Source organism: Amycolatopsis keratiniphila subsp. keratiniphila, assembly GCF_001620365.2.
Lineage (GTDB): Bacteria > Actinomycetota > Actinomycetes > Mycobacteriales > Pseudonocardiaceae > Amycolatopsis > Amycolatopsis keratiniphila.
This window is the reverse complement of record NZ_LQMT02000039.1, coordinates 119,725-145,449: the sequence shown is the minus strand read 5'-3', so window position 1 is coordinate 145,449 and position 25,725 is coordinate 119,725. Positions and strand designations below refer to the sequence as shown.

Here is a 25,725-nt window from a genome sequence, read left to right as displayed (position 1 = left end):
GTCAGTCTAGGTTAGGTGACCCTAACTTTCGAGCCAGCCAGGTGAAGGTCCACCGGTAGAAGCTCCGCGCGGCGAGGCTGGTGTTGATCGAATGACCGCTGCCCCGCACGATCTCGTCGGCACCGCAGTCGCCGCTTCCGCAGACCAGGGTGTCGTGCTCACCCAGGACGTACGCCGTCGGAACCTTCGGCGCCGATCGTTTCGACGCACCGGGCTCCACCGCACGGAGTTCCGCCGACGCCAGCGTGTCCTTGAGGGCCTCTTCGACGGGGATGATCGCCGGGTCGTAGGTGCCGGGATGATGGAAGGTCTGGGCGCGTGTGCCGGGCCGGGTCGTGAAATAGCCGCGGGCCCAAGGCTTTCCGGCGAACTTCGGGTCCAGTTCGGCGGGATGGAACGGGGACGCGGCCGCGGCTCGGGCGCCGGGCCGGTCACGCGGGATACCGCTGATGATCACGGCGTCGACGCCGCCTCGCTCGGCGGCCTTTTCCGCGACGAGGCCGCCCATCGAATGTCCATTGAGGACGATGGTGCGGAACCGCGGGCGCAGCTGCCGGACGACCTGATGCACGGCCTCGCCGCCGGCCTCGAAGTCGAGGGTCTCCGGGTCCGGGCGGCCGCTGCGGCCGTATCCGAGCCTGTCGAGGTTGAGCGTCGCGTAGCCCGCGCGAGTCGCGCTGTCCACATAGGAGTATCGACGCGGCTGGTACGGCCAGTCCCAGTAGGAGCGGTCGTAGGTCCCGCCGTGCAGCAGGATCTGCACCGGGGTGCGGGAGGTGAGCTTCCGGCGGGAGCAGAGTTCTCCCGCGATGGTCTGGTGTTCGCCGTTCACCTGCACCGAAAAGCGTTGTTCGGCGCAGCGGGCCGGCCGTTCCGCGGCGACGGCGGTCGTGGCTCCCGGCGAGGTGAGGAGCGCGGTGAGCAGGGCGGCTTTCACGGTGAATTTCATGGCGGAAGCGTCGCTCGACGGATGGGGTCGCGTCGTCGTGCCGACGTGGAGATCGACGGCTACGTCAGGCGCGCACCATCCCGCTTCGGTACGCGAACACCACCAGCTGCGCGCGATCGCGGGCGTGCACCTTGCTCATCGCGCGGCTGACATGCGTCCGCACCGTGGCCGCGCTGATGAAGAACTCCCGCGCGATCTCCTCGTTCGACATCCCCTGCGCGACCCGCTGGACGACTTCGTGCTCCCGTTCGGTGAACGCCGAACCGTCCGCACGCGGCAGCGAAGCCGACGGCCGCGCGGTGAATTCCGCGATCAGGCGCCGGGTGACGCCCGGGGAGAGGAGCGCGTCGCCCGAGGCGACCACGCGCACGGCTTGGAGGAGATCCGCGGGCGCGGTGTGCTTGAGCAGGAACCCGCTGGCGCCCGCGCGTAAGGCGTCGAAGACGTATTCGTCCAGGTCGAAGGTGGTCAGCATGACGACACGGACCTCGGAAAGCCGCTCGTCCGCCACGATGCGGCGGGTGGCCTCGATGCCGTCGAGGCCGGGCATCCGGACGTCCATCAGCACAACGTCGGGCAGGGTCTCCGCGACGACGGCCACCGCCGCCTCGCCGTCGTCCGCCTCGCCCACCACGGTGATGCCGGCTTCCGCCCGGAGCAACGCCGCGAAACCGGACCGCACCAGTAGCTGATCGTCGGCGAGCACCACCCTGATCACGGCCATCGCGCGCTCACCCGGAACCTCCCGTCCTCGCGTTCCGCGGTCAGTGTGCCGCCGGTCGCCCTGGCCCGTTCACCCATTCCCCTGATCCCGGCACCGGGAACGTCCGGACCGGGCGTGCGGACGTCGTTGACCACGTCGAGCCGCAGGCCGTTCTCGTCCACCCGCACGGTCACACCGACGGGGGAAGCACCGTGCTTCGCGGCGTTCGTGAGCGATTCCTGGACGATCCGGTACACCGCGCCGCCGACCGGCTGATCGATCCCGGGAGCGTCGAGGTCCAGCGTGACGGCCAGCTCGGCCCGATTCATCGAAGCGACCAGCTCCGGAATGTCCGCGATCCCCGCCGAGGGCCGCAACGGGGCGGAGTCGTCACGCAGCAGCCGCACCATGGCGTTCAGTTCGTCCAGGATCGTGCCGCTGACCGTGCGGACGACTTCGAGCGCTTCCTTCGCCACTTCCGGATGATCGTCGATGACGTGCCGGGCCATCCCCGACTGGACGTTGATCACCGCCATCGCGTGGCCGACGCTGTCGTGCAGATCCTGTGCGATACGCAGCCGTTCGGCGAGGACGCGATCGCGTTCCGCCCGTTCGGCGGCAGCGGTCCGCTCACGACGTCCTCGAAGCGCGTCGGCCGCGAAGACCGCGACACCTGCCCAGCCGACGAAGACCAGATCAAGGACGCCTGCCCCGCCGGTGGCCACGTTCGTGCCGACGACCGTCGCCGCCATACCGGCCGCGACGGCGTACGCGAGGCGTCGTGAGCGCAGGATCCCGAGCGCGAACAACGGCACGAGACCGGCGAACAGCACCGGACCGTCGGGATAGCCGAACCCCAGGTAGAGCAGGAGCGCAAACGCTTCCGCCAACGCTGCCGCCACCGGTGTGCGCCAGACAGCGGTCAGGGCGACGCAAGCGAGCGCGACGATCGCGAACCCGAAGGCGTCGACCGGCCGCTCCCCGTGTTCGGGCTCCAGGTTCGCCGTGCCGACCACGAGCAACGCGCTCAACGCGAGCCAAGCGGCGACGGCACCACCTCTGATCAGCCACCTCACCGGCTCAGTCTGCCGAACCGGGGGCGCGCGCACGTCAGCGTTCCGTGGATCCCGCCTACGTCAGATGTGCAGCAGCCGCTCGTCGAGCGCCGCCAGATGGTCGCGGCCGAACTCGCCGTTCTCCAGGTCGCGCCACAACGCCGGCGGCAGATCCTGAGCCACCTCGGGCGAGCGTGAGGCGGCGGCCAGCGCGATCGTCGCGACGGTGTCGACGTCGCCGGTCAGCGCGACGGCGGAGTGGAGCATCCGGGCGAGTCCTCCGCCGCCGGTCAACACGGTCAGCGCGGCGCGCACGCTCATCCAGCCCTGCGGCCCGACCTTGCCCGACCACGGCAGCGCCCAGCCGCCGTGCCCGACGTCCTCGGGCAGGATGCCTTCGATCCACCTCGCGATCTCGGAAAGCGGACCGAGGCGATGATGGCAGTAGTGCACGGCCAGCGCGGCCGCCTGCGCCGCGGCGATCCCGGCCGGGGTGTCGTGCGTGATCCTGGCCTGCAGTTTCGCGTGATAGAGCACGTCGTCGACGGTCGGCAGGATCCCGATCGGCCCGGCGCGCATGGCGGCGCCGCTCTTGTCGCTCTGCGGCCGGAGCCGCCGCAACAGCTCTTCGCCGTCGCGGACCTCGCTGAGCAGCTGATGGAACCGCGGCGCGTAGCCGTCGTGCGGATCGCGGTGATACGCCCGCACGAACTGTTCGGCGAGCAGCAGCGGCGTCCACCGCAGTCCCGAGACGAGCACTTCGGCGATCGCGATCGTCATCTGCGTGTCGTCGGTGTAGCGACCGGCAGGCGCACCGGGCTGACCGTGATGCGGCACGTAGCCGGTCAGGTTGTTGTGTTCCGCGACGAAGCTCGGGTACGCGTGCTCGAAGGCGCCTCCGTACGCGTCGCCGATGGCGAGCTCGACCAGCATCCGGACTCCTTCAGGCGGTGAAGCGTGCCGTTTCCGAGGGAAGTTTGCCGTAGGTGTCGCGGTAGAAACCGGAAAACCGGCCGAGATGCGTGAAGCCCCACCGCAGCGCGACGTCGGTGACGGTGCCTTCGGCGCGCCCTTGCGCGATCGCGAGCAGGTCCTGGTGCACGTGGTCGAGCCGCACCCGGCGCAGGTACTCCATCGGCGTCAGCCCCAGCTCCGTCCTGAACGCTTGTTGCAGCGCGCGCACGCTGACCCGCGCGGCCATCGCGAGCTCGCCGATCGACACCGGTTCGGCGGCGTGCTCTTCGCAGTAGGTCATCGCCCGGCGCACCGCCGTCGACTTCGGCCGATGCCGTTCCGCGGCGAGATCGCCGGACAGCGAATGCGGCTGACTGTCGAGCAGCCCGTGCAGCAGCAGTTTCTCGAAATGCGCGGCGGCCAGCGGCGACCGGTCGAACATCCCCGACGCGGCGGTCTCGCTGAAGGTGTGGAGCAGGGTGAGCCATTGGTCCATGTCCGGCGCGATCACCGGATCGAACCGCAGGGTCGACGTCGGTGCCTCGCCGAGCCGCTCGTGCATCGTGTCCGTCACCAGCTGCCTGCCCAGGCGGAGCAGGAGGATGTCGGGATGGTCGTACCTGGTCTGGAACCGGGTGCCCGGACCGGTCACGACATGTCGCGCCGGCACGATCTCGCCGTCGATCTTGACCTGGCTCTGGCCGTTGAGGGTCACGACGACGGTGTACGCGTCCTCGGTCTCTTCGCCCTGGAGGACGACGTCGGAGTCCAGCGTCAACTCGTAGACCGACAGGCCGTTCGGGTCGATTCCGGTCACGCGGAGCCCGCTGAGCTGGGAGATGTCGAAGAACCCGGTGGGCGCCGGGGTGTGCAGCTTGACCGTGTCCGGGGCGAGGAACGCCTGGAAGGTGTGCTCGAGTTCGTCGAAGTCGTCGCCGGTGACCACCGTCGACGCGATCGGGGAGCCTTCCGAGAACCGCTTGCGCACCTGCCGATCCTGCCAGGCTGCGGGGGGTCACCGGATGCCAATACGGTGGAAACATGGCGACCGGCAAACTGCGCGCGTGGTGGGCACATCGGCAGGGACTCGACGGATCGTCGCACGGGTCATCGGCGGCCGAGGTGCTGGAACGGACCGGCTGGATGCGCTCGGTCGGCGGGTCGGCGCCCTATCTCGGGCTGTTCGCCAGGGCAGGCCTCGACCGCGAGACGGTGGACGCGGACGTCGCCCGGCTGGCCATCCATGAACTGCCTTCGGCGCGCGGCTGCACTTACGTGCTGCCGTCGGCGGATTTCGAACTCGGCCTGACCGTCGGTGCCGCCGCGCCCGCCGGTGAACTCGCGGCCGCGGAGAAGTACCTCGGCGTCACGCAGGCCGAGATCGAGCAGCTGTGCGTCACCGTCGCCGACCTTCTCGACGCGTCGGACGAGCCGCTCGGCCCGCCCGCGATCAAGGACGCCGCCGGGGCCGCGGTGCGGAATCTGGGGGAGGCGGGCCGCAAACGCGGCACCACCACGACGTTGCCGCTCGCGCTCGGCCTGCTCCAGGCGCGCGGCGACATCCGCCGGGTTCCGGTCGACGGACGGCTGGACCGGCAGCGCTACGGCTACGTCCGCTGGACGCCGTCCCCGCGTGGCGGACTGTCCGATATGGACACCGCGCGGACCGAACTCGCCCGGCGGTACTTCTCGTGGGCGGCCCCGGCGTCGCTCAGGCACTTCCGCTGGTTCTCCGGATTCACCGCCGCGAGTGCGAAGAAGATCGCGGCAGAGCTGGAACTGGTGCCGCTCGACGGCACCGATCTCTTGCTGCCCAAGGAGCTCGTGGACGAATTCGCCGCCTTCACCGTGCCGTCGGAGCCGTCGTACGCGCTGCTCGCGGGGATCGACGGCATCCATCTTCTGCACCGCGAGATGTCGCGGCTGCTGGCCGACGCCGACGTCGAACGCCCGGTGCCCGGCGGCCGCGCGGGGGAGACGCTGGGCGGACAGGCCGATCCGCCGAGTCACGTGATCGTCGACAGGGGCCGCATCGCCGGTTTGTGGGAGTTCGACACCGAGGCCGGGAAGATCGTCCACAAGTTCTTCGGCGACGAGGACGCCGCGTTGCGCGAGACGATCGCGAGGACCGAGGAATTCGTCCGTGACCGGCTGGGCGACGCCCGGAGCTTCAGCTTGGATTCGCCGAAGAGCCGGGCGTCGCGAGTGGCCGATCTCAGGCTTTCGCCTCGTTGATCAGGATGTCGACGGCCTTGTCGTTGCGGGCGGTCTGCTCCGGGATCACCGAAGCTGGCGGGTAGAAGCCGTCGATCCCGCCGTCCTTCGGATACATCTCGAAGGTGTAGCTGAGGATCTTGTGCTTGCCCCACGCCCAGTCGTTGACGTCGCCGTCGGTGACGTACAGATCGCTGGACTGCTCCGGCGTGTAGCCGTTGGTGGCGGCCATCTGCTTGCCGACGTCGGCGAAGCGCTTCGCTTCCTCCTCGTTCAGGCCCGTGTCGGTCTCGGCCTTCGTGTAGCCGTACGGCCACAGCACCAGTTCCGAGAAGGTGTGGAAGTCGATGTGCGTCTTGATCTGCTGCGCACCGCCGACCACGCGGGAGTCGACGAAGTCCGCGACCGCCTTGGTCTCGGGCTCGGAGAACGCCGACGGACCGTGGTAGTCCTCGGCGGACGGGCTGTTGCTCGACCCGCCGCAGCAGTTCCACTTGTAGCCCCAGTTGCGGTTCGGGTCGGTGCCGACCGCGCTGCTGCCCGGCACGGGCTTCCGCGTCTTGCGCCAGCCCTGGTACTCGCCGCCGGTGATGTCGTACTCGGAGCCGTCCGGGTTGACGTTCGGGATCACGTAGATCTCGTGCTCGTCGACCATCTTCTTGATGGCCGGGTCGCTCGCGTACCCGCTGGTGAACCGCTGCACGATCCGCAGGCACATCTCGGTGGTGAGGTGTTCGCGCGCGTGCTGGTTGCAGGTGAACAGGACCTCGGGCTCGTTCTCGTCCGTGCCCGCGTTGTCGCTGATCTTCAGCAGGTTCAGCTCGCGGCCTTCGTAGGACTTGCCGACGCTCGACAGCGTCGCGATGTCGCTGTGGTCCTTCGCGGCCTTCTGCAGCTCCGCCGTCGTTTCGGCGTAGGTGTGGTACGCCTCGTCGCCCGGCGGGAAGTCACCCGCGACGGCCGCGGTGCCCGCCCGATCGCTCCGTTGTTTCAGCATGCTGTCGAAGTCGCCGAGCGGCTTCAGGCCGAAACCGCCGGCGCGCAGGGCCGCGGCCTGTCCCGGCGTGGCGACGACGGTCAGCGCGCCGCCGCGCGAGCCCGCGACGTCGACACCGGTGCGGGCGACCTCGGTGCGCTTGTCGGGAGTGGACGCGCCCTCCACCGAATACAGCCCTCTCGCCGGGTCGCCGGTCTGGGCGCTCGCGACGGGCGTCGTGACGGCCAGCAGGGCGAGCCCTGTGGCGGCCAAGGCGCCCCCGATGCGACGGCGTGTGGACATTTCGCCTCCGAACGATCTGGGGACAAGGTGGCGTTCACCGTCGCCGAAGTGAATCATCCACGACAACCCGACGATCGTCGTTCCCAGTTACCGTTTACGGCCAGAGGCGTTCTTTGTGCCAGCTCCCGTCCACGCGCCGGTAGCGGAGCCGCCGGTGCCGCCGGTCGTGGCTCGCCTGCCAGAACTCCACTTCGGACGGCGTCACCAGGTAGCGGGTCCAGGTTTCCGGTGCCACGCCGGGATTCTCCTCGACCCACCGCGCCGCTTCCGCGGCCGCGCGGTCGAGATCGGCCGGATCGTCGAGCACCTGGGACTGCCTGCCGATGAACGCCTCCACCCGCGACGCCGGCGGCCGGGCGGTGAAATCGGCCGCGGACACCTCGGCAGCGGCGACCGAGACCGGGCCGCGCAGCCGGACCTGACGGCCTCGCCCCGGCCAGAAGAACGTCAGCGCGGCGAACGGATTCTTCGCCAGCTGCACACCTTTCGGGCTTTCGGAGCTCGTGGCGACCGCCCAGGTGTCCCCGTCGACGTCCTTGAGGATCACGACGCGGGCGTCCGGCACCCCATCGGCGTCCACTGTGGACAGAGTGACGGCGTGCGGCGCAAGGACGTGTCGCCCCGCCTCGTCGAGCCAATCCAGGAAAAGCTCGCGCGGGGTCGCGGGTGTGGCCTCGGTGTCGAACTCCGGGAGTTCTTCGGGGAACGAAGGCCAGCCGCGCAACGTGCGGTCCATCAGTACCCCGGCGGGCGCTGCGGCGGATAACCGGGCGCGGGCGGCGGATAGTGCGGCGGATGCTGACCCGGCGGCGGACCCTGCGCGGGCGGCGGCCCGACCGGATACTGCGGCTGCGGTTGCCAGCCGGGAGGTGGCTGCTGCTGACCGGGCGGTGGGCCGGGCGGTCCCGGCGGCATCGGCGGCTGCTGTCCCTGCGACTGTGCCCACTGCACCTGCTGATAGACCTCGGCGGGCTGCGGGAAACAGAACGTCAGCTTCGCGTTGACCGAACCCTGTACCGCCGCGCCCCACAGCTTCCCGCCGACGAACGCGTACATCTGCGCCGCCGAAACGTCGACGGCCACCATGCGTGTCTCGCCGCCGAACTGGTTGCCGGATTTCGCCGACGCGGCCTGCGCGGCGTCCGGGTACACCCGGTCACCGATCAGCCCGGCGATCACCACCGAAGCGGCCGTCCAGCCGACCGTGCCCATCACGTTCGCGCGCGCGTGCTGGGTCGCCAGCCCGGTGAAGTCGTACAACGCGGGCGCCGTCACCTCCGGGATGGCCGCGGCGACGACGCAGTAGTTCATCGTCGACATCATCACGGACTCGGTGAACAGGCCCACGACAGCGGCGCTCGGGCCGATCTGGACCGTGTTCAGCCTGCCCCCGCTGCGCTGGATGCGCTCTGCCACCGCACCCAGGTACTGCTCCTTGCTGAGCACTGACGCCTCCCGAAGACTCCTCGCGCACGGCCATCGTCGCACGAACGGCGATCTGCTTCACTGGACGCCACTATGCGACGTCTTCTGATCTTGCCGCTCGTCGTGCCGCTGCTGGCGGCCTGCGGGCCGACGGAACAGCCGCCGCCCGCGGCGAGTTCGCCCGCGCCGTCGAACACCCCGGCGCCCAGCATCCCGCCCGCCCCGGAGCCCACCGGCAAGGGCCCGTGCCCGTACCTCGGCAACGAGTTCGTCTCGGACGCCAACGGGCAGAAGGTCTCCAAGGTCAAGACGTCGGCCGATCAGCCGCATCCGACCTGCTTCTTCTACGCGCTCAGCGGGAAACTGCAGCTCACCGTGCGCGTGTACGTCGGGGAACCCGCCGTGGCCAAGGCGCTGGTGGATCAGGCGGCGCCCATCGACACCTCCAACCCCGCCGACGAACCGGCGGGCTGGAAGGGCGGCTACCAACCTTCCGGCGAAGGCGCCGTTTACGCCGTCGCGAAGGGTGGGAACGCGGTAGTCGTGACCACCAACCAGAAGCAGAGCATCAAGGCACGTACGGTGGCGAAGGAGGCTATCGGTGAGCTGAAGCTCTAGGTAGTGGTATCCACACGTCAGAGTGAAGTTGATCTTGTACTACCCTGTGCCGCACGCGCGAGGTTTCGCGGGACCAGCGCGACGCCAGATCCGGCGGAGGCCGCCTTGCGGTGTGGCTCGGCGGCACAAAAGATCATTTCTCCCCATAAGACAAAAGGACAGGTTTCGTGGCTGACACCCTCAAGGAAATCTTGCTCGACTCCAGCCGTCGCCCGGCGGTCGTGAGCGACTTCGAAGGCCTCGTCGACGCCGAGGTCTCGGACAAGGGCGGCGTTTCGGGTGCCGTCGTGAAGACCGGCTTCGCCGCCGTCAAGAAGATCAAGCCGGGCATCATCCCCGCCGCCGTCGACACCCTGCTCGACGACTTCACCGTCGCCCTCGAGCCGTTCTACGGTGACTACAAGGCCAAGGGTGGCAACGACTTCGGCGCCTACCTGGCCGGCCGCGGCGACGAGGCCTCGGACGCGCTCCTGTCGGTCACCGACTCGCGCGCCGAGAAGAGCAGCCGCGACAGCATCAAGAAGGTGTACTCGAAGCTGCGCCCGAACGGCAAGAAGAACGTCGAGGAGGCCCTGCCCCGCCTCGGCCAGCTGATCGACAAGCACGCTGCGTCTGTTTGATAGCGCGCCGAAGGGGCGTCGTTCGCTCTCAACGTTTTCGTTGAAGCGGAGGGCGCCCCTTCGTCATGTTCAGGGTGTCGCGCCGAATACCCGGAGCAGACTCGTGTGCAGGGCGTCCGCCGCCTCGTCGGCGGACATCCGGCCGGAGTCGACCTCCTCACCCGACGCGTGGCCGAGTTTCACGGTGACCGCCACCAGCCAGCCCGTCGGCAGCCGGTCATCGAACTCGCCCGTCTCCTTGCCTCGCCGGATGACGCGTTCGAGCCGCTCGGCGACCGGTGAATGGCGCCGCTCATCGGCGTCCTGGCTCGCGGGCAGGGAAGTGATCTTCCGGAGCAGGGCGGGGTACCGCCCGGACGTGCGGCGTCCGGCTTCGATCAGCCGCACCAGCGCCTCGGCGGCCGGCCCTTCGCCGAGGTCCGCGGCGTCCATCGCGGCGACGGCCTCCTCGGTGATGCGGTCGAGTACCGCGGCCAGGAGTTCCCCTCGTGACGGGAAATGGGCGTAGACCGTCTGACGGGTCACGCCGGCGGCGGTGGCGATGGCTTCGACCCCGGCGTCGGGATCGGTGCCGAGGGTCTGGAGCGCCGCGTCCAGGATCGAAGCCCTGCTGCGCTGTGCGTCGGAGCGCTGGTTCCGCGACGAGGATCGAGGCATCTCTTACACCTTGTCAGAATTGATGGGCCGTGGATATCTTACAGCCTGCAAGAGATCGTTCGTGAGGCTGGGAGCGACCATGGCGGCTTTCCACGGCACGGACACGAAGACGCGAGCGTGATCGCCGACCGCTATCACGCGCCGGACATCGTGCAAATCGCCGACGGCCACCGGATGGACCGGGACAACCTGATCGAGCACACCCGCCCGGTCCGCAAGAACCGGCCCACCGCGCGAGACCGGATCGCCGCCCGGAGCACCTTGTACGTGACGAACCGCAAGAGGGATCTCGCGATGGAGGTGTACTTCTTCGGCGAGTTCACCCCCGACGGCCGGATGCGCCGCGGACACATGCTCACCCGCACCCTTCCTGTCACCGAGACGTGAAAGGGCCGCCCGGGACCGGAGAAGCGGTCCTGGGCGGCCCTTCGCGACAAGCAGAAAAGGGTGAGGCGTCAGTTCTTCTTGTCGGCGGAACCCGCGTTCGAAGCCTGGTGCCCGTTCTTCGGGGCCGTGGGCTTCGCCGGAGCGGGACCGGAAGCGGCGGGCTTCGCCGGAGCGGCGGGCTTCGCCGGCTGAGCCGGTTTCGGCGCGGCCGCGGCCGGAGCGGCGGGCTTCGCGGGAGGAGCGGGCGGGGCCTTCGGCGGCGCGGGCGCGACCGGCGGCTCCTGCTTGGAACGCAGCGCGTAGGCGGCACCGGCGCCGACGACCGCGATACCGATCACCCACGGCCAGCGACGACGCTTACGCGTGCCCTTCGCGGCGGTCTTCGCCTCGATGAGCGCGGCCTTGAAGTCCTTCTTCGCCGCCTTGAAGTCCTTCTTGCCCCGGCGCTTGGACTCACCGGCGGACTTCGCGGCCTGGATGGCGGCCTTGCGTGCCTTGCGACCCGGCTTCCGCATCTCGGAAAGCCTGGCCAGCGCCTCCTTACGAGCCGCCTTCGAGCTCCGCTTGAGCTCCTTGCGGGTCAGTTCCGTCTTCTTCGCGAGCTTCTTGCGCGCGCGACGGCTGGTCTTAGCGATCTCACCGGCGCTCTCGGAGAGCTTCTGCTCGGCTACCTCGACGGCGTGGGCGGTGGCTTCCTTACCCGCCTCGACAGCACGTTTGCGCAGGCCGAGCGCGCCGGCCTTCGCCGACTCGCTCACCGAATCTGCGGCCCGGGTCATGGCCTTCACCTCATCAATCGTTTTGATTCTGCTTCGTTGCTTGTAACCTATCGTGCCCCTTTTCCCCAGATCTTGCCGCAGATGGCACGATGAAGCTCGTGACTGAAAGCAAGGGATCCCCCGTTGGTGGCGCGCTGAAGGCCACTCTGCACACCAACCAGGGTGACATCAACCTGAACCTGTTCCCCGACCACGCACCGAAGACGGTCGCGAACTTCGTCGGGCTCGCCGAGGGCAGCAAGGAGTACACCCAGCCCAACGCGCAGGGCACGAACTCGGGCCCGTTCTACGACGGGTCGATCTTCCACCGCGTCATCGACGGCTTCATGCTGCAGGGCGGCGACCCGACCGGCACCGGCCGCGGCGGCCCCGGCTACAAGTTCGGCGACGAGTTCCACCCGGAGCTCCAGTTCTCCAAGCCGTACCTGCTGGCCATGGCCAACGCCGGACCCGGCACCAACGGCTCGCAGTTCTTCATCACCGTCGCGCCGACGACGCACCTGAACTTCAAGCACACCATCTTCGGCGAGGTCGCGGACCAGGCTTCCCGCGAGGTCGTCGACGCGATCGGCCGCACGGCGACCGGTCCGGCCGACCGTCCGCTGCAGGACATCGTCATCGAGAAGGTCAGCATCAGCCGCTGATCGCACAGCCGGTCACTGGGGATTTCGGTAGGTTGGTGGCATCGTGAGCCAACCACCGAATCCCCAGTACCAGCAGGCCGCCATGCCCGGTTGCTGGTGGCACCCGAACCGGCCGACCGGGCTGAGCTGTTCACGCTGCGAGCGTCCGGCCTGCCCGGATTGCCTGCGCGAAGCCGCCGTCGGCTTCCAGTGCACGGATTGCGTCCAAGCCGGCCGTCAGCAGGATCGCGTCCAGCAGAAGCAGTATCGCGACGCCGGCTACGGCTCACGCACCCTCGCGGGCGCCCAGCCCGCCCGGACGGCTGTCGTGACGCCGGTCCTCCTGGCGCTCAACGTCCTCATCTTCTTCATCACGGTCGCCCAGTCCGGCAGCCTCGCGAACAACAACTTCTCCGAGCTGTTCCAGTACGGCCAGCTGTGGAATCCCGCGACGCTGGCGGGCGACGAATGGTGGCGGATCCTCACTTCGGGCTTCCTCCAGTACGGCCTGCTGCACATCGCGAGCAACGCGTTCTCGCTGTGGTTCGTGGGGCGCCCGCTGGAGACCGCGCTCGGCCGCGTCCCGTTCACGGCGCTCTACTTCGTCTCGCTGCTCGGCGGCTCGGTCGCGAACCTGGTCTTCAGCGACCTCGACGCCGTCCCGGTGGTCGGCGCGTCCGGCGCCATCTTCGGGCTCATCGGCGCGTACACGGTCATCGTCATCAAGCTGCGGCTCAATCCGACGTGGCTGCTGGTGATCCTCGGCCTGAACGTCTTCATCACCTTCCAGGTGCCCGGCATCTCCATCCTCGGGCACGCCGGCGGGTTCGTCGCGGGGCTCCTGACCACCTTCGCGCTGCTGTACGCGCCGGACAAGAACCGGCTGAAGTGGCAGCTCGGCGGGATCGCGATCGTCGTGGTGGCGATGATCGGGCTCGTCGTGTGGAAGGACTCGCAGACGATTTCCGCGACGTGTGAGCTCGCCACCAGCCGGGGCGTGCCCTCCTACGCCTGCTACCCGGAGTAGCCGAGCTTCCCCCGAGTGGGTCATCCGGAAACCCGGTGGAGAAGCAGCCGGGCTGGGTACCTTCGAGTTGATCATGTGCATCGTCAACTTGGGGGTTGAGATGAAGATCCGGAAAGCAGCAGCTCTCGCCGCCGTCGCCGTGCTGGCTTCGGTATCGGCACCCGCGGTCGCACAGGCCGGGCAAGCCGCCGAGACCTGTCAGACCTACACGAAACGCTATTTCCTCGGCTCGGGCAGCACCATCACGCTCCGTGTCGCCTACGTGGATTCGGCGTTGAAAATCTGCTTCGGCGATCCCGGCGTCACGTCCTCGGCGGCCACGCAGACCGTCGGCACGACGGGGCCGGGCGCGGCCACCGGCTGGGAGATCACGGCTGGCCCGGCGGTGGTGGAAGACCAGCGGCCCCGGCACGTCAAAGCGAAGTTCAGCGGGTCCCTGCGGAACTGCGTCGTCAAGATCAACCCGATCTGCTCGCCGGCCTCGCCGTACGAGATCTTCGGGGAATACGCGCCGCCCGCGGTCGGCCCGGCCGTCCCGGGCTGGTCACACGGCCCGAACGGCGACGTGCACTACTACGACAACGCCTGACCCTTGAGGGTGGTGAGGACCTCCAGCACGTCGCGGGGGTCCTCACCGAGGTCGATCCGGCCGAACACCAGCAGGTGGTCGCCGGATTCGACCTCGAGGGTCAGGCTGTCCCGGCCGAGCCGGCGCGTGGTGCGCAGCCGGAGCCGGGCTTCGCTCCAGGAGTAGCGGTGCGCACCGCCCACGGTCCTGGCCAGTAATCCGCCGGGGCCTGCCGCCAGCCGGGGACGGAGCAGGGTGCCGTGCAGCGCGAGCGCGCCCACGGACAGCATCGCGACCCCGGTCAGGACGGTGCCGCCGACGTCGCCGCCGATGGCCAGCCACAGCACGCCTGCCAGCAGCAACAGGGTGAGCACCCAGGCCACTACCACAACGTTGCGCTGCGGCGCCCACGAGGTGGGGTAGTTATCCACAGGGGTTATCCACACTGGGGATGAGTCACACCGGTGTAATTCGGCGTCAAGCCGCCATCCGGGGTAATGCTCACCGCCACCGCATCGTCATGAGCAACCCGGCGATCATCAGCACGAAACCGATGGCGAAGTTCGTGTTGCCCAGATCCGCCATGAAGGGGATCTTGTCGCCCGCGATGTAGTTGACGACCAGCCACATCAGGCCGATCAGCATGAGGCCGAACATCACGATCTTGTAGAACAGGTTCGACGGGCCCGCGGCCTTGACCTTCACCGGCGTGCGGCGATCGGTCGGCGGGGTGTACGCCGTCTTCTTGCGGACCTTGGACTTCGGCATCGTGTTCCTCGCGTACTGTTCGGCTTCCCTGGTGGCGATGACCCGCTTTCGGGTGCGCAACCAGCGCCACGTGCACACGTTAACGTAAACGAGCGCCGCTGGGCACCGTCCGGGACCGGTCGATTTCCCGCACTGTGACAATGGTGTCACAGACGGTTCGGCAGCGGTTTGGTTCGAGACTGAGGAGCTTTGCGTGGCTGAGCGGGAAGAGCCGGGCGGGGACCGTCGGCGGTACTCCGAACGACCACCCGGCGGAGGCCGTCCGGCCCCCCGGCGTAGACCGGAGGACGCAATCCCGCCGCGTCGCGGCCAGGGAGAGGCGCCGACACCCCGCCGGAGGCCGCCGGACGGCAGGTCCTACGAAGGTCCGCCGCCGCGCCGCCGGAGCGACGCGCCGCCGCCGCGCCGGCGTCCCATGCCGCCGCCCGGGTCGACCGAAGAGACCGTCGTCTTCGAACCGGTCGGCGGTGGCACCGCGACCGAGGAACGTCCGCCGCCGCGCGAACTGGGCAAGGGCGGCGTCGCCATCCGGACCGTTGGCGAGCTCCTCATCACCGCCGGCCTGGTGGTGCTGCTGTTCATGGTCTACGAGGTCTACGTGACCGACCTCTTCTCCGCGGGCAAACAGTCCGAGGCCAGTTCCGAGCTGGACGGCGAATGGGGCAAGGACCGGCAACTGCATCCGGACCTGGTCGACGGGAAGGCGTTCGCCAGGATCCACATCCCGGTGTTCGGCGCCGACTTCAACTTCACCATCCAGGAAGGCACCACCGAGGCCGCGCTCGAAGTCGGCCCCGGCCACTACAAGGGCACCGCGCTGCCGGGCGAGCCCGGCAACTTCGCGATCGCCGGACACCGGGTCGGCAAGGGCGCGCCGTTCAACGATCTGGACAACCTCAGCTCGTGCGACCAGATCATCATCGAGACGCAGACCGACTTCTACATCTACAAGGTGCTGCCGTACAAGGACGAGGTCGAGGGCTGGGCGGCGGGCAAGGGCGCGCAGCCGAAGTGCAAGAACGTCGGGACCCTGCGCAACCCGAACGCCGCCGACGGCGGCCCCTACGGCGAGACCAACGGCCGCCGTATCGTGTTCCCGACCAAGGGCGACACGGTGAACCCGGTGCCGTACAAGGACCCGGAGATCCTGCCGAAGGCCGATCAGGTCTCGCTGCTCACGCTGACGACCTGTCACCCGAAGTTCTCGGCGAAGGAACGGCTCATCATCCACGCGGTGCTGGCCCAGCAGGTGCCGAAGAACCAGGTCGGCTCCTACGCCGAACTCCTGCCCAAGATCTCGGAGGCGCGCTGATGTACGGCTGGATCTGGCGCAAGCTGCCGGGCCCCTTCGCGGTGAAGCTGGCGACGGCGGTCGTGCTGGCGCTCGGGATCGTGGCGCTGCTGATGTTCGTCGTCTTCCCGTGGCTGGAACCGCGGTTGTGGTTCAACGAGGTTTCGGTTCAGTAGGCGTGCGATTCGGAGTCTTTCTCGTCTCCGGCCGGTTTCCCGGCCAGGAGGACGCCGACGTGCTGCGCCGGTCGGTCGATGCCGCCATCGCCGCCGAGCGGGCCGGGTTCGACGACGTGTGGTTCGCCGAGCACCACTTCATGCCGTACGGCGTCTGCCCGTCCGCGATCACCCTCGCCGCGCACGTGCTCGGCCGCACCGAGCGGATCGCCGTCGGCACCGCGGTGAGCGTGCTGTCCGTCGCGCATCCGGTGGCGCTCGCCGAACAGTGGTCGCTGCTCGACGCCGTTTCCGGCGGACGGCTACGGATCGGCGTCGGCCGCGGCGGGCCGTGGCAGGACCTCGAGGTGTTCGGCACCGGCGCTTCCCGCTACGAAACGGGGTTCGAGGAGAGTCTCGACCTGATGCTCGCGGCGATGACGTCGGAGACGGTCTCGGCCGACGGCGACCATTTCAAGTTCCGCGAGGTGCCGATGGTGCCGCGGCCGGAACGCTCCCCGCGGCTGGTCGTGGCCTGCGGCGATGCCCGTTCGCGGGCGGTGCGGCTCGCCGCCGATCGTGGGCTGCCGATGCTGCTCGGCCTGCACACCGACGACGACGGCAAGATCGAAACCCTTGCCGCGTACGGGGATTCCGCCGCCGAGCACGTGTCGACGGTGATGTGCCAGGTCGGGGACGACGCGCTGGACGTCGTGCGGTCGGCGTTGCCGGGTTCCCTGAAAGAGGGATTCGCCGGCCACGTGTACCTCGACGGCAAACGGGGCTTGGACAAGGATCCGGTGTCCTACACCGACAAACTGTGCGAGATGCACCCGATCGGCGGAGTGGAGTACTGCGTCGACAGGCTGGGAACGAGCATCCGGCGTACCGGGGTCTCCCACGTGATCATGATGGTGGAAGCGTCCGGTACGCCGGAGGGAACGCTCGAGAACATCGCGCGGATCGGGGAAGAGGTCCTGCCCGCGCTGCGGAACGGTTAGCAGTCGCGGAGTTCGGGGCTCTGGTTCAGCAGCTGGCCGCGCACCGAGACGAACGCGCGGTAGCGGTCACTGTCCACTTGGGACGGTTTGAACGCGGCGACGCGGTGGCAGTTCTGGAACGCCAGCTTCACCCCGAAGTGCCGTTCCAGTCCGCCGCGGATGGAGTCCGAGGCCAGCGCCCGCAGCAGCTGGCCGCGTTCGGCCTCGCTCGGCGGCGGCGTCTCGTTGTCGGCGAACCCGTCGGCCGCGCCTTCGGCCTCCGCGATGACACCGGTGATCACGGTCCAGGCGTAGGGCAGGGATTCCCGGACACAGGCGACGAATTCGGCGTCGGAGACCTCCCCGCGCTCGGCCTTCTCCAGCAGCGCGGGCGATACATCCAGAGACATCGGACCTCCGAGAGAGACACAGTGAACGTGGGCCGTCTTCCTGACTACCCACCCGCGGGCCAAGTCACAAGAGAAAACGATCATCATCACCACTTTGGCGGAAGCCGTCGTCACTCCCAGCGAAAGAGCTTCGCCGCCACGACACAACTGCCCACCGCGAAAGCCGCCAACACGGCGAGTTGCAGCGGCTGGGCGCCGGCGCCGGTCCAGGCGTCTTCGAGGGCTTTGACGCCCGGCGGGATGTACGCGCCGATGTCGCGGATGGCCTCCGGCAGCAACGGGCGAGGCAGGTAGACGCCGCCGAGGAACATGATCGGGAGGTAGGCGATCAGCGCGAGCCCGTTCGCGGCGCGGCTGGTCTTGGCGACCGAGGCGGCGATCAGGCCGAGGCCGAAGATCGCGGTCGTGCCGAGGACGAACGTCAGCAGGAAGCCGAGCGGGTGCCGCGGGGTGGGGACGTCGAAGACGGTGCCCGCGGTCACGAGAAGGATGCCGACCCCGCCGATCGTCACGATGACGTTGATGATCAGCTGCGCCACCAGCAGCTGGGCAGGGTGCACCGGAGTGGTGGCGAAGCGGCGGAGGATGCCTTGTTCGCGATAGGTCGCGATGATCCCGGGGATCGATTGCAGGCCCATCATGGCGATGGTGAGCACGACCATCGACGGCACCCAGGCGTCGAGGAAGCGCATACCCGACGCCGTTTCGCTCTCCGCGCGAATGGCGGGAATGGCGCCGAGGATGGCCGTGATGGCCGTCGGCAGGACGAGCCCGCCGATGACGAAGCCGGGCGTGCGGAGGGCGAGTTTCGTTTCGGTGAGGGTGATCTTGGCGAGTGTGTTCATTTTCGTCTCCTGGCTCAGTCGCGGCCGGTCAGGGTCACGAAGGCTTCGTCCAAAGTGGATTTACCGGCGCGGTCGCGGAGCTCGCCGGTGGTGCCGGTGGCGACCACGCGCCCGGCGTCGAAGATCGCGAGGCGGTCGCAAAGGCGTTCGGCCTCGTCCATGAAATGGGTGACGAGCAGGACGGTGACCCCGGTGTCGCGCACGGCTTCGACGAGCTTCCAGGTGTCGCGGCGGGCGTGCGGGTCCAGCCCGGTGGTCAGCTCGTCGAGGACGGCGACCTCGGGGCGGCCCACCAGCGCGAGCGCGATCGAGACGCGCTGCTTCTGCCCGCCGGAGAGCTTGCCGAAGTACTTGTCCCGTTGTTCGGTGAGACCGAGCTTCGCGAGCAGGTCACCGGTGTCGGCGGGGTTCGCGTAGAAGGAGGCGTAGAGGTCGAGCGCCTCGTGGACCTTGATCTTGTCCGGCAGGCGGCTTTCCTGGAGCTGCGAGCCGAGGCGCTGCCGGAGGGCGGTGTGGTCCTTGCCGGGGTCGAGGCCGAGGACCGACATGGTGCCGGAGTCCGGGGTGCGCAGTCCCTGGAGGCATTCGACCGTGGTGGTCTTGCCGGCGCCGTTGGTCCCGAGGATCCCGAAGATCTCGCCCTGTTCCACGTGGAACGAAACGTCGTCGACCGCGACGTGCTCCCCGTACGTCTTGCGGAGGTTGGTGACTTCGATGAGTGGCATGCGAAAAACGTTATGGCGCAACGGACTTGGCCAGAATGACGCTGAACCCACAGCTGGGGTGGGGCTGGACCCACCCTGATCGGGGGCCTGTGGTCACTGTGCCGGGCCGGGGCGGTGGGGAAGACTTCGTCGCATGTTCCGCACCTACCTCACCTCCGTGCGCCGGGGCTTCGTGCTCGCGGCGTTGGCGCTGGTGAGCTGGCTGGACCTGCTGCTCGAACTGGTGGGTTTCTGCCTGCTCTGTGTCGGCCTGGTCTTCGCCTACACGCTCGCGCTCGAAGGGACGCGTCCGCGTGCCGCGCTCACCCGGCGACTGGCCGGACGCTGGTGCGGTGTCGACGTCGAGCCGCCCTACCGGCCGGCGCCGCCCGAGCCGGAACGCGAGCGCGACGGCTGGTACCGCGACGGGAACAGCCTGTTCAAACGGTCGTGGTTCATCAAATGGACCAAACGGTTCGAATGGATCTCCGACGATCCGGCGACCGGCCGCGATCTCGGCTGGCAGCTGTGGAATCCATTCGCGGGCCTGCTGCTGATCCCCGCGGTCCTGCTGGCCGGGCCGCGCGCCCTCCGGCTGTACGGGAGGTGGACGCGTTGGTGGCTCGGCCCCCGCCCGGGCCGCACCGGGGACGGCTGGCTCAAGACCAGGCTGAAGGCGCTGGGATTCCAGCTGGGCCTGCTCGCGCTTTCGGCCGCGCAGCTCGGGATGGCGATCCCGACGTTGCTCGCCCTGATCTGGCCGGCGCCGCTGTTCCCGGCGATGGTCGTCGCCGGTCGTTCGGTGACCGACACCCTGCGCCGCGAGGCCAAGAACTGGACCGGCGTGCGGATCGACCGGCCGTATCTGCCGGAGCCGCCGTTCCCCGTGCCGCGGGCGGACGGGATGTACCGCCACGGGCGGCAGCTGTACGACACCCCGTGGTGGCCGGCGAGGCTGGCGCGTTTGCGCTGGGCGATGGTCGACCGTGCGACCTGGCGCGACCTGGCGGCCGCGGTGGTCAACTCCGCGGTGCTGCTGGTGCTGGCCGTGCCGACGGTGGCGTTGGTGTCCCTCGGCCTTTGGGGTGTGGTGGCGCTCTGGATCTGGCGGCCGTTCGGGCAAGCGCTCGCGCTGACTCCTGTCGCCGTGGCGGCGGTCGTCGCCGGATTGGCCGCGACGCCTTGGCTTGCCCGTCTGGGGGCGCGCTTCGCGAAGGTGCTTCTCGGTCCGACAGAGGCTTCGCGGCTCGGGCAGCGTGTCGAACGGCTGAAGCAGACGCGGACCGACGCGTCGGTCGCGCAAGCCGCCGAACTGCGGCGTATCGAGCGGGATCTGCACGACGGGGTCCAGTCACGGCTGGTCGCGATGGGGATGAAGCTGGGCGCGGTCGAAGCGCTGATCGACAGCGACCCGGCCGCGGCGAAACGGCTGGCCGCCGAGCTGCGGCAGACGTCGTCCGAGACGCTGACCGAGTTGCGGCTGCTGGTGCGCGGGATTCACCCGCCGGTGTTGTCCGAGCGCGGGCTCGGCGACGCAGTGCGCGCGATGGCGCTCGACAGTCCGCTGCGGGCTTCGGTGAACGGCACCCTGCCCCGGCTGGAGCAGCCCGCGGAGGCGTGCGCGTACTTCGCGGTCAGCGAGTTGCTGGGCAACGCCGCCAAACACGGCGAGGCGCGGCGAGTGTCGATCGAACTGGGCTACGACGACGGTCTGCTGCGGATCGAGGTGACCGACGACGGGAAGGGCGGCGCGAACGCGGCCCGGGGGAGCGGGATTCGCGGGATCGAACGCAGACTAGGCGCCTTCGACGGTACTTTTGCTCTGACCAGCCCGCTCGGCGGGCCGACGAAGGCGATCATGGAGATCCCGTGCCAGCTCGACCCCGATGCGTCGTCGCCGAAGACCAGTACCTCCTCCGAGACGGCCTGACGCATTTGCTGACCGCGCACGGTTTCGACGTCGTCGAGGCGGTGGGCACCGGGCCGGAACTGGAGCGGGCGCTGCGCGCGCACCGGCCCGACGTTTCGGTCGTCGACGTCCGGATGCCGCCGACGCTCACCGACGAAGGACTCCAGGTCTCGCTGGCCGTGCGGCGCGACATCCCCGGGCTGCCGATTCTCGTTCTGTCGCAACATGTCGAGCAGCTCTACGCGCGGGAACTCCTCGCCGACGGGGCAGGCGCGATCGGATACCTGTTGAAGGACCGGGTCTTCAACGCGGACCAGTTCATCGACGCGGTGCGGCGGGTGGCGGGCGGCGGCACCGCGATGGACCCCGAGGTGATCGCGAAACTGGTGGCGGGCAACGCTTCCGATCCCCTCTCCGCGCTGACCCCGCGCGAACGCGAGGTGCTCGGACTGATGGCCGAAGGCTGTTCCAACGCCGCCATCGCTTCGCGGCTGCACTTCAGCGAAGGGGCGGTAGGGAAGCACACCGCGAACATCTTCGCGAAGCTCGGCATCGTCGCCTCGGACGACACGAACCGCCGCGTGCTCGCGGTCCTCGCTTACCTGGGAACGCCGTGAAGGCCCCCTTCCCTCGACTCAGCCGAGGGAAGGGGGCCTTCACGCGCAGTTGGTTCAGCCTCGCGAGATGCGGGTCATTTCCTCGCGTTCCACGACCTTCACGCGTTCCCGGCCGTGCGGAGCGCCGAGGGCCTTCTCGTGGGCGTCGAGCTTGCCCCAGCCTTCCCAGGTGGTGAAGGGAACGCCGCGTTCGGTCAGGAAACCGAGGATCGCGTCGGGGTCCTCGACGGCCGGGGCCGTGAGGTTGTCGGCGTCGGCCAGCAGGCTCGCGATGGTTTCGGCCGCGTCGCCCTTGGTGTGGCCGATGAGGCCGACCGGCCCGCGTTTGATCCAGCCGGTCACGTAGACGCCCGGCACCTGCTCCTCGTCGATGTCCAGCACCCGGCCCGCCTGGTTCGGCACGGTCCCGGTGGTGTGGTCGAACGGGATCTCCGGCAGATGCGACGACAGGTAGCCCACCGCGCGGTAGACGGCCTGGACGTCCCAGTCGTGGAACTCGCCGGTGCCGCGCACGTTGCCGTCACCGGTCAGTTCGGTGCGCTCGGTCCGCAGGCCGGTCACCTTGCCGTCCTCGCCGACGATCTCGCACGGCGAGTGCAGGAAGTGCAGGTGCAGCCGCTTCGGCCGGTCGCCCTGGTCGCGGATCGCCCACTCCTGCAGCGTCTTCACGACCATGTCGATCTGCTTCGACGCCCGCAGCGCGGCGATGCTGCCCTCGTCGAACTCGATGTCCTCGGGGTAGACGATGACCTCGACGTTCGGCGAGTGGTCCAGCTCGCGCAGCTCCAGCGGCGTGAACTTCGCCTGAGCCGGGCCGCGGCGGCCGAACACGTGCACGTCGGTGACCGGGCTGGCCTTCAGGCCCTGGTAGACGTTGTCCGGGATGTCGGTGCTGAGCAGCTCGTCGGCGGTCTTCGCGAGGATCCGCGCCACGTCGAGCGCCACGTTCCCGACGCCGAGGACCGCGACCGAGGTCGCGTTCAGCGGCCAGGTGCGCGGCACGTCCGGGTGCCCGTCGTACCAGGAGACGAAGTCGGCGGCGCCGTAGCTGCCGTCGAGGTCGATCCCGGGGATGTCGAGCGCGCGGTCGGCCATGGCGCCGGTCGAGAAGATCACCGCGTCGTAGAACTGGCGCAGGTCGTCGAGCTTCAGGTCGGTCCCGTAGTCGACGTTGCCCAGCAGCCGGATGTTCGGCTTGTCGAGGACCTTGTGCAGGGCGGTGACGATGCCCTTGATCCGGGGGTGGTCGGGCGCGACGCCGTACCGGATCAGCCCGAACGGCGCCGGCATGCGCTCGAACAGGTCGATCGTTACAGATCCAGCGCTGTCGGAGGACTTGTCGAGCAGGTCGGCCGCGTAGATGCCGGCCGGACCGGCACCCACGATGGCTACACGAAGAGAACGGCTCACTCCTACCACGGTAAGTTAGGTAGCCCTAACAATCATTGTGATCTGGCGTACGGTCCACCTGGTGGGAGCCGCTAAGCTGGCTTCATGCGCGTGCTCGTCGTCGACAACTACGACAGTTTTGTCTACAACCTGGTCCAGTACCTGGCCCAGCTCGGCGCCGACTGCACCGTCTGGCGTAACGACGTGGTGGAGCTCGACAAGCTCGGCGAGTTCGACGCGGTCCTCGTCTCTCCCGGCCCCGGAACCCCGGAACGCGCTGGTCAGAGCATGGACGTCATCCGTGAATGCGCCGAAAAGCGCATCCCGATGCTCGGCGTCTGCCTCGGCCACCAGGCGCTCGGCGTGGTCTTCGGCGCCACCGTCGACCGCGCCCCGGAACTGCTGCACGGCAAGACCAGTCAAGTCCACCATTCGGGCGGCGGAGTGCTCGCCGGGCTCCCTGCGGAATTCACCGCCACGCGGTACCACTCGCTGACCGTTTTGCCGGAAACCATCGACGAGACCGTGTTCGAGATCACAGGCCGCACGGAGTCCGGTGTCGTGATGGGCATGCGGCACCGCGAGCTGCCGCTCGAAGGCGTCCAGTTCCACCCCGAGTCCGTGCTCACCCAGGGCGGTCACCGGATGCTGGCGAACTGGATGGCGTCCGCCGGGCACCCGGTCCCCGACGCAGGAGTCAACGAACTCGAACAGGCGACCCGCGCGCTGCAGAAGGCCGCTGCTGCGTGACCTCGCTGATCCGGCTCGAAGGAGTCGGTAAGCGCTATGGCCGCGGCGAACCCGTGCTCGCCGACGTCGACCTCGACATCCCGGCGGGTCGCGTCGTCGGCGTCCTCGGTTCGAACGGCTCGGGGAAGTCGACGCTGCTCAGGATCCTCGCGGCACTTTCCCGTGAGACTTCGGGAGCCGTCGTGGGCGATCCACGCGTCGGCTACCTCCCGGACCGCTTCCCGGCGGGACAACGGATGAGTGCCAGGGCGTACCTGCGGCATATGGCCCGCATCGACGGCCATGTCGACTTGTCGGCGATCGATCCCCTGCTGGACCGGCTGGCGCTGGTCGGCGGCCCGGACGCGCCCTTGCGGACCCTGTCGAAGGGCAACGCCCAGAAGGTCGGCCTCGCCCAGGCGGTCCTCGCCGAGCCGGACCTGCTGATCCTCGACGAGCCCTGGTCCGGTCTCGACGTCGAAGCCCACACCGTGCTCGGGGAACTCGTCGCCGAGACCAAGGAGCGGGGCGCGAGCGTGGTCTTTACCGATCACCGAGCCTCCGTCGTGCACGCCCACGCCGACGACGTCTACCGGATCGACGACGGCCTTCTGACTCGTGTCGAAAAAAGAGCCGAAAACGCGACAAGGATCGTGCTTCACGGACCCGGCGGCGATTGGTCTTCGGAACTCGGCGTGAGCCACGTCGTGGCCGAGGACGGGAAGGTGGTCCTGACGGTCGAAGCCGGGCACGCCGACACGGTCCTGCTCCGCGCGCTCAACCGCGGCTTTTCGGTCCGGGAGGTGACGCCGTGCTCGCCATGACCCGCTACTACCTCGCGCTGCTCGGCCACTCCCAGCGCTATCTGCCCGCGATCCTCGCGTACATCGCGGTGAACACCGTGCTCTACACGGATCCGAAGTCGCCGCTGCTGCCGCAGTACGGGATCAGCGCGGGCTCGCTCCTCGTCGTGTCGTGCTGGCTGACCATCGCGATGCTCGACGTCGAAGACCCGGTCCAGCGGCTGGTGACCTTCAGCCACGCGCGACGCTGGCGGTCGGTCCTCGGCGGCGCCACGCTGGCCGTCTTCGGCTGTGCGGTCGTGCTGATCCTCGTGACGGTGCTGTGGTCGGGACTCCGGACCGGCGGCTTCACGATCGGCACCTTCGCGCTGGGGGCCTCGGCGCACGCGCTGTGCGCGCTGTTCGGGATCGCGATCGGCCTGCCCTGTTCGCGGCTGCTGGTGCCGCGGGTCGGCTGGTCCGTCCTGGCCGCGATCTTCGCCCTCGCGGCGGTGCTCCTGGTGAAGTGGCTGCCGCTCGCCAATCCGCTGCTGCGAGCCTTGGCCTCGCAACAACCACTGACCGGTCCGTTCATCGTGGCCGTCGTAGCCGCGGTCTCCGCTTTGCTGCTGAGCGCGACGGCCGTCGGGTATCTGCTCAGGCGCAACGCCTGATGCCGCGGCTCATCGTGCTCAACGGCCCGCCCGCCTGCGGGAAGTCGACCCTTGCCCGGTTGTACGCCGAAGACCATCCGCTGACGCTGAACCTCGACATCGACCGGCTCCGCGGCCTGCTCGGCGCCTGGCGCGAGAACGCCGCGAAAGCCGGGACGCTCGCCCGCGACCTCGCCGTGAGCGCCGCTCGCACCCAGCTGCTCGCGGGCCACGACGTGATCGTCCCGCAGTTCCTCGGCCGCGCCGATCTCCTCGAACGCCTCGAAACGCTCGCCGTCGAAACGGCCGCGGAGTTCCACGAAATCGTCCTCCTCGACACCAAGGACAACGTGCTCCGGCGGTTCGCCGAGCGCACGCGCGCGGCGGCGGAGCCCGAACACGTCGAGGCGCACGAGATGCTGGGCGGGCCCGAACGGCTGGCGGAGATGTACGACCGGCTCATGGCGCTCATCGCCACGCGGCCGAAGGCGGTCGTGGTGCGGACCAGCAGCGGGCGGATTCAGCAGGCATACCAAGGACTGCTCGAAAGCTTGGCGCTCTGATCGACGCCTATCCAGGGGGTCGTGAGTGGTGAGGACGGTTCTATTGAGAGGTAAGTCAAACATGGCGTGTGG

The 25,725-nt window shown here is 68.9% G+C and carries 32 protein-coding genes; 16 read left to right on the top strand and 16 right to left on the bottom strand.

Annotated elements, in window-relative coordinates; all coding sequences use genetic code 11:
* Nucleotide 1 precedes the first annotated feature (1 nt).
* From AVR91_RS36050 to AVR91_RS36030, 5 genes are all read right to left on the bottom strand, one after another.
* Nucleotides 2-949, bottom strand: coding sequence for an alpha/beta hydrolase (locus tag AVR91_RS36050; RefSeq protein ID WP_063276702.1), 948 nt, complete (start codon nt 947-949; stop codon nt 2-4).
* A gap of 64 nt (nt 950-1,013) precedes the next feature.
* A complete protein-coding gene (locus AVR91_RS36045) occupies nt 1,014-1,673 on the bottom strand; it encodes a response regulator (protein ID WP_083737878.1) in 660 nt (219 codons plus the stop codon).
* The gene (locus AVR91_RS36040; protein WP_063276703.1) at nt 1,664-2,728 is read right to left on the bottom strand and encodes a sensor histidine kinase; all 1,065 of its coding nucleotides are present in this window, start codon (nt 2,726-2,728) and stop codon (nt 1,664-1,666) included. The genes AVR91_RS36045 and AVR91_RS36040 overlap by 10 nt, the downstream gene beginning before the upstream one ends.
* Before the next feature lie 60 nt (nt 2,729-2,788).
* A complete protein-coding gene (locus tag AVR91_RS36035; protein WP_063276704.1) occupies nt 2,789-3,640 on the bottom strand; it encodes an ADP-ribosylglycohydrolase family protein in 852 nt (283 codons plus the stop codon).
* A gap of 10 nt (nt 3,641-3,650) precedes the next feature.
* Nucleotides 3,651-4,649 (bottom strand): helix-turn-helix transcriptional regulator, encoded by a 999-nt coding sequence (locus AVR91_RS36030; protein ID WP_063276705.1) that lies wholly within the window; start codon nt 4,647-4,649, stop codon nt 3,651-3,653.
* A gap of 53 nt (nt 4,650-4,702) precedes the next feature.
* Here AVR91_RS36030 and AVR91_RS36025 point away from each other — a divergent pair, with 53 nt between their 5' ends.
* Nucleotides 4,703-5,896 (top strand): DNA glycosylase AlkZ-like family protein, encoded by a 1,194-nt coding sequence (locus tag AVR91_RS36025; RefSeq protein ID WP_063276706.1) that lies wholly within the window; start codon nt 4,703-4,705, stop codon nt 5,894-5,896.
* Here the strand turns inward: AVR91_RS36025 and AVR91_RS36020 are convergent.
* The 3 genes from AVR91_RS36020 to AVR91_RS36010 form a co-directional block, all read right to left on the bottom strand.
* On the bottom strand, nt 5,877-7,154 hold the full coding sequence (locus AVR91_RS36020) for a M14 family metallopeptidase (protein ID WP_083737876.1): 1,278 nt from the start codon (nt 7,152-7,154) through the stop codon (nt 5,877-5,879). The two genes, AVR91_RS36025 and AVR91_RS36020, sit on opposite strands and share 20 nt — an antisense overlap.
* Before the next feature lie 94 nt (nt 7,155-7,248).
* Nucleotides 7,249-7,890, bottom strand: a complete 642-nt coding sequence (locus AVR91_RS36015) for a pyridoxine/pyridoxamine 5'-phosphate oxidase (protein WP_063276707.1) — start codon at nt 7,888-7,890, stop codon at nt 7,249-7,251.
* The gene (locus tag AVR91_RS36010; protein WP_063276708.1) at nt 7,890-8,600 is read right to left on the bottom strand and encodes a hypothetical protein; all 711 of its coding nucleotides are present in this window, start codon (nt 8,598-8,600) and stop codon (nt 7,890-7,892) included. Before AVR91_RS36010 ends, AVR91_RS36015 begins: the two co-directional genes overlap by 1 nt.
* A 72-nt stretch (nt 8,601-8,672) precedes the next feature.
* Here AVR91_RS36010 and AVR91_RS36005 point away from each other — a divergent pair, with 72 nt between their 5' ends.
* Nucleotides 8,673-9,197 carry a DUF2020 domain-containing protein gene (locus AVR91_RS36005; protein ID WP_037333956.1) on the top strand — a complete coding sequence of 175 codons (525 nt, stop codon included), beginning with the start codon at nt 8,673-8,675 and terminating at the stop codon, nt 9,195-9,197.
* 167 nt (nt 9,198-9,364) lie between these two features.
* Nucleotides 9,365-9,817: a DUF6918 family protein gene (locus AVR91_RS36000; protein ID WP_063276709.1), complete on the top strand. Its 453-nt coding sequence runs from the start codon at nt 9,365-9,367 to the stop codon at nt 9,815-9,817.
* A gap of 69 nt (nt 9,818-9,886) precedes the next feature.
* On the opposite strand, the gene AVR91_RS35995 is transcribed toward AVR91_RS36000, so the two are convergent.
* Nucleotides 9,887-10,474: a TetR/AcrR family transcriptional regulator gene (locus AVR91_RS35995; protein WP_063276710.1), complete on the bottom strand. Its 588-nt coding sequence runs from the start codon at nt 10,472-10,474 to the stop codon at nt 9,887-9,889.
* A gap of 117 nt (nt 10,475-10,591) precedes the next feature.
* Here AVR91_RS35995 and AVR91_RS35990 point away from each other — a divergent pair, with 117 nt between their 5' ends.
* Nucleotides 10,592-10,861: a hypothetical protein gene (locus AVR91_RS35990; RefSeq protein ID WP_228709435.1), complete on the top strand. Its 270-nt coding sequence runs from the start codon at nt 10,592-10,594 to the stop codon at nt 10,859-10,861.
* 68 nt (nt 10,862-10,929) lie between these two features.
* Here the strand turns inward: AVR91_RS35990 and AVR91_RS35985 are convergent, their stop codons facing one another.
* Nucleotides 10,930-11,640 carry a hypothetical protein gene (locus AVR91_RS35985; RefSeq protein WP_063276711.1) on the bottom strand — a complete coding sequence of 237 codons (711 nt, stop codon included), beginning with the start codon at nt 11,638-11,640 and terminating at the stop codon, nt 10,930-10,932.
* An 89-nt stretch (nt 11,641-11,729) separates the two neighbouring features.
* On the opposite strand from AVR91_RS35985, the gene AVR91_RS35980 reads away from it, so the two are divergent.
* The 3 genes from AVR91_RS35980 (at nt 11,730) to AVR91_RS35970 (ending at nt 13,879) form a co-directional block, all read left to right on the top strand.
* On the top strand, nt 11,730-12,284 hold the full coding sequence (locus AVR91_RS35980) for a peptidylprolyl isomerase (protein WP_063276712.1): 555 nt from the start codon (nt 11,730-11,732) through the stop codon (nt 12,282-12,284).
* A 43-nt stretch (nt 12,285-12,327) separates the two neighbouring features.
* The gene (locus AVR91_RS35975) at nt 12,328-13,290 is read left to right on the top strand and encodes a rhomboid family intramembrane serine protease (RefSeq protein ID WP_063276713.1); all 963 of its coding nucleotides are present in this window, start codon (nt 12,328-12,330) and stop codon (nt 13,288-13,290) included.
* A gap of 100 nt (nt 13,291-13,390) precedes the next feature.
* Nucleotides 13,391-13,879, top strand: a complete 489-nt coding sequence (locus AVR91_RS35970) for a hypothetical protein (protein WP_016330486.1) — start codon at nt 13,391-13,393, stop codon at nt 13,877-13,879.
* Here the strand turns inward: AVR91_RS35970 and AVR91_RS35965 are convergent.
* Together AVR91_RS35965 and crgA are read right to left on the bottom strand one after the other, a co-directional pair.
* The gene (locus AVR91_RS35965; protein ID WP_016330487.1) at nt 13,864-14,241 is read right to left on the bottom strand and encodes a PH domain-containing protein; all 378 of its coding nucleotides are present in this window, start codon (nt 14,239-14,241) and stop codon (nt 13,864-13,866) included. The two genes, AVR91_RS35970 and AVR91_RS35965, sit on opposite strands and share 16 nt — an antisense overlap.
* Nucleotides 14,242-14,359: 118 nt before the next feature.
* Nucleotides 14,360-14,626, bottom strand: a complete 267-nt coding sequence (gene crgA / locus AVR91_RS35960; protein WP_034322048.1) for a cell division protein CrgA — start codon at nt 14,624-14,626, stop codon at nt 14,360-14,362.
* 415 nt (nt 14,627-15,041) lie between these two features.
* On the opposite strand from crgA, the gene AVR91_RS35955 reads away from it, so the two are divergent.
* From AVR91_RS35955 to AVR91_RS35950, 3 genes are read left to right on the top strand one after another with little or no spacing between them, the layout of a single operon-like run.
* Nucleotides 15,042-15,938, top strand: a complete 897-nt coding sequence (locus AVR91_RS35955) for a class E sortase (RefSeq protein ID WP_016330489.1) — start codon at nt 15,042-15,044, stop codon at nt 15,936-15,938.
* Entirely contained in the window at nt 15,938-16,093 is a 156-nt protein-coding gene (locus AVR91_RS43000) for a hypothetical protein (protein ID WP_005161850.1), read from the top strand. The genes AVR91_RS35955 and AVR91_RS43000 overlap by 1 nt, the downstream gene beginning before the upstream one ends.
* 2 nt (nt 16,094-16,095) lie before the next feature.
* A complete protein-coding gene (locus AVR91_RS35950) occupies nt 16,096-17,073 on the top strand; it encodes an LLM class flavin-dependent oxidoreductase (protein WP_063276714.1) in 978 nt (325 codons plus the stop codon).
* Here the strand turns inward: AVR91_RS35950 and AVR91_RS35945 are convergent.
* The 3 genes from AVR91_RS35945 to AVR91_RS35935 form a co-directional block, all read right to left on the bottom strand.
* Nucleotides 17,070-17,462 (bottom strand): SCO5389 family protein, encoded by a 393-nt coding sequence (locus AVR91_RS35945; RefSeq protein WP_063276715.1) that lies wholly within the window; start codon nt 17,460-17,462, stop codon nt 17,070-17,072. The two genes, AVR91_RS35950 and AVR91_RS35945, sit on opposite strands and share 4 nt — an antisense overlap.
* 110 nt (nt 17,463-17,572) lie before the next feature.
* Nucleotides 17,573-18,307 (bottom strand): ABC transporter permease, encoded by a 735-nt coding sequence (locus tag AVR91_RS35940; RefSeq protein ID WP_063276716.1) that lies wholly within the window; start codon nt 18,305-18,307, stop codon nt 17,573-17,575.
* Between the two features lie 14 nt (nt 18,308-18,321).
* Entirely contained in the window at nt 18,322-19,032 is a 711-nt protein-coding gene (locus AVR91_RS35935; RefSeq protein WP_063276717.1) for an ABC transporter ATP-binding protein, read from the bottom strand.
* Between the two features lie 133 nt (nt 19,033-19,165).
* Between AVR91_RS35935 and AVR91_RS35930 the strand changes: the two genes are divergently transcribed.
* Both AVR91_RS35930 and AVR91_RS35925 read left to right on the top strand, forming a co-directional pair.
* Entirely contained in the window at nt 19,166-20,941 is a 1,776-nt protein-coding gene (locus AVR91_RS35930; RefSeq protein WP_063276718.1) for a sensor histidine kinase, read from the top strand.
* A complete protein-coding gene (locus AVR91_RS35925) occupies nt 20,881-21,537 on the top strand; it encodes a response regulator (protein ID WP_063276719.1) in 657 nt (218 codons plus the stop codon). The genes AVR91_RS35930 and AVR91_RS35925 overlap by 61 nt, the downstream gene beginning before the upstream one ends.
* Nucleotides 21,538-21,591: 54 nt before the next feature.
* Here AVR91_RS35925 and AVR91_RS35920 read toward each other — a convergent pair whose 3' ends face one another.
* Nucleotides 21,592-22,920 carry a ferredoxin--NADP reductase domain-containing protein gene (locus tag AVR91_RS35920; RefSeq protein ID WP_063276720.1) on the bottom strand — a complete coding sequence of 443 codons (1,329 nt, stop codon included), beginning with the start codon at nt 22,918-22,920 and terminating at the stop codon, nt 21,592-21,594.
* Between the two features lie 111 nt (nt 22,921-23,031).
* Between AVR91_RS35920 and AVR91_RS35915 the strand changes: the two genes are divergently transcribed.
* Genes AVR91_RS35915 through AVR91_RS35900 form a run of 4 tightly spaced genes read left to right on the top strand, consistent with a single transcriptional unit; the run spans nt 23,032 to nt 25,653 of the window.
* A complete protein-coding gene (locus AVR91_RS35915; protein WP_063276721.1) occupies nt 23,032-23,676 on the top strand; it encodes an aminodeoxychorismate/anthranilate synthase component II in 645 nt (214 codons plus the stop codon).
* Nucleotides 23,673-24,479, top strand: coding sequence for an ATP-binding cassette domain-containing protein (locus tag AVR91_RS35910; protein WP_083737873.1), 807 nt, complete (start codon nt 23,673-23,675; stop codon nt 24,477-24,479). The genes AVR91_RS35915 and AVR91_RS35910 overlap by 4 nt, the downstream gene beginning before the upstream one ends.
* On the top strand, nt 24,467-25,111 hold the full coding sequence (locus tag AVR91_RS35905) for a hypothetical protein (RefSeq protein WP_063276722.1): 645 nt from the start codon (nt 24,467-24,469) through the stop codon (nt 25,109-25,111). The genes AVR91_RS35910 and AVR91_RS35905 overlap by 13 nt, the downstream gene beginning before the upstream one ends.
* The gene (locus AVR91_RS35900; RefSeq protein WP_063276723.1) at nt 25,111-25,653 is read left to right on the top strand and encodes an AAA family ATPase; all 543 of its coding nucleotides are present in this window, start codon (nt 25,111-25,113) and stop codon (nt 25,651-25,653) included. Before AVR91_RS35905 ends, AVR91_RS35900 begins: the two co-directional genes overlap by 1 nt.
* Nucleotides 25,654-25,725: the final 72 nt, after the last annotated feature.

Bases quoted from the DNA above. Each gene is read 5' to 3' on its own strand.
- AVR91_RS36050 (WP_063276702.1), bottom strand. From the start codon at position 949: ATGAAATTCACCGTGAAAGCCGCCCTGCTCACCGCGCTCCTCACCTCG.
- AVR91_RS36045 (WP_083737878.1), bottom strand. From the start codon at position 1,673: ATGGCCGTGATCAGGGTGGTGCTCGCCGACGATCAGCTACTGGTGCGG.
- AVR91_RS36035 (WP_063276704.1), bottom strand. From the start codon at position 3,640: ATGCTGGTCGAGCTCGCCATCGGCGACGCGTACGGAGGCGCCTTCGAG.
- AVR91_RS36025 (WP_063276706.1), top strand. From the start codon at position 4,703: ATGGCGACCGGCAAACTGCGCGCGTGGTGGGCACATCGGCAGGGACTC.
- AVR91_RS36020 (WP_083737876.1), bottom strand. From the start codon at position 7,154: ATGTCCACACGCCGTCGCATCGGGGGCGCCTTGGCCGCCACAGGGCTC.
- AVR91_RS36015 (WP_063276707.1), bottom strand. From the start codon at position 7,890: ATGGACCGCACGTTGCGCGGCTGGCCTTCGTTCCCCGAAGAACTCCCG.
- AVR91_RS36005 (WP_037333956.1), top strand. From the start codon at position 8,673: ATGCGACGTCTTCTGATCTTGCCGCTCGTCGTGCCGCTGCTGGCGGCC.
- AVR91_RS35995 (WP_063276710.1), bottom strand. From the start codon at position 10,474: ATGCCTCGATCCTCGTCGCGGAACCAGCGCTCCGACGCACAGCGCAGC.
- AVR91_RS35985 (WP_063276711.1), bottom strand. From the start codon at position 11,640: ATGACCCGGGCCGCAGATTCGGTGAGCGAGTCGGCGAAGGCCGGCGCG.
- AVR91_RS35980 (WP_063276712.1), top strand. From the start codon at position 11,730: ATGAAGCTCGTGACTGAAAGCAAGGGATCCCCCGTTGGTGGCGCGCTG.
- AVR91_RS35970 (WP_016330486.1), top strand. From the start codon at position 13,391: ATGAAGATCCGGAAAGCAGCAGCTCTCGCCGCCGTCGCCGTGCTGGCT.
- crgA (WP_034322048.1), bottom strand. From the start codon at position 14,626: ATGCCGAAGTCCAAGGTCCGCAAGAAGACGGCGTACACCCCGCCGACC.
- AVR91_RS35955 (WP_016330489.1), top strand. From the start codon at position 15,042: ATGCCGCCGCCCGGGTCGACCGAAGAGACCGTCGTCTTCGAACCGGTC.
- AVR91_RS43000 (WP_005161850.1), top strand. From the start codon at position 15,938: ATGTACGGCTGGATCTGGCGCAAGCTGCCGGGCCCCTTCGCGGTGAAG.
- AVR91_RS35945 (WP_063276715.1), bottom strand. From the start codon at position 17,462: ATGTCTCTGGATGTATCGCCCGCGCTGCTGGAGAAGGCCGAGCGCGGG.
- AVR91_RS35940 (WP_063276716.1), bottom strand. From the start codon at position 18,307: ATGAACACACTCGCCAAGATCACCCTCACCGAAACGAAACTCGCCCTC.
- AVR91_RS35935 (WP_063276717.1), bottom strand. From the start codon at position 19,032: ATGCCACTCATCGAAGTCACCAACCTCCGCAAGACGTACGGGGAGCAC.
- AVR91_RS35930 (WP_063276718.1), top strand. From the start codon at position 19,166: ATGTTCCGCACCTACCTCACCTCCGTGCGCCGGGGCTTCGTGCTCGCG.
- AVR91_RS35915 (WP_063276721.1), top strand. From the start codon at position 23,032: ATGCGCGTGCTCGTCGTCGACAACTACGACAGTTTTGTCTACAACCTG.
- AVR91_RS35900 (WP_063276723.1), top strand. From the start codon at position 25,111: ATGCCGCGGCTCATCGTGCTCAACGGCCCGCCCGCCTGCGGGAAGTCG.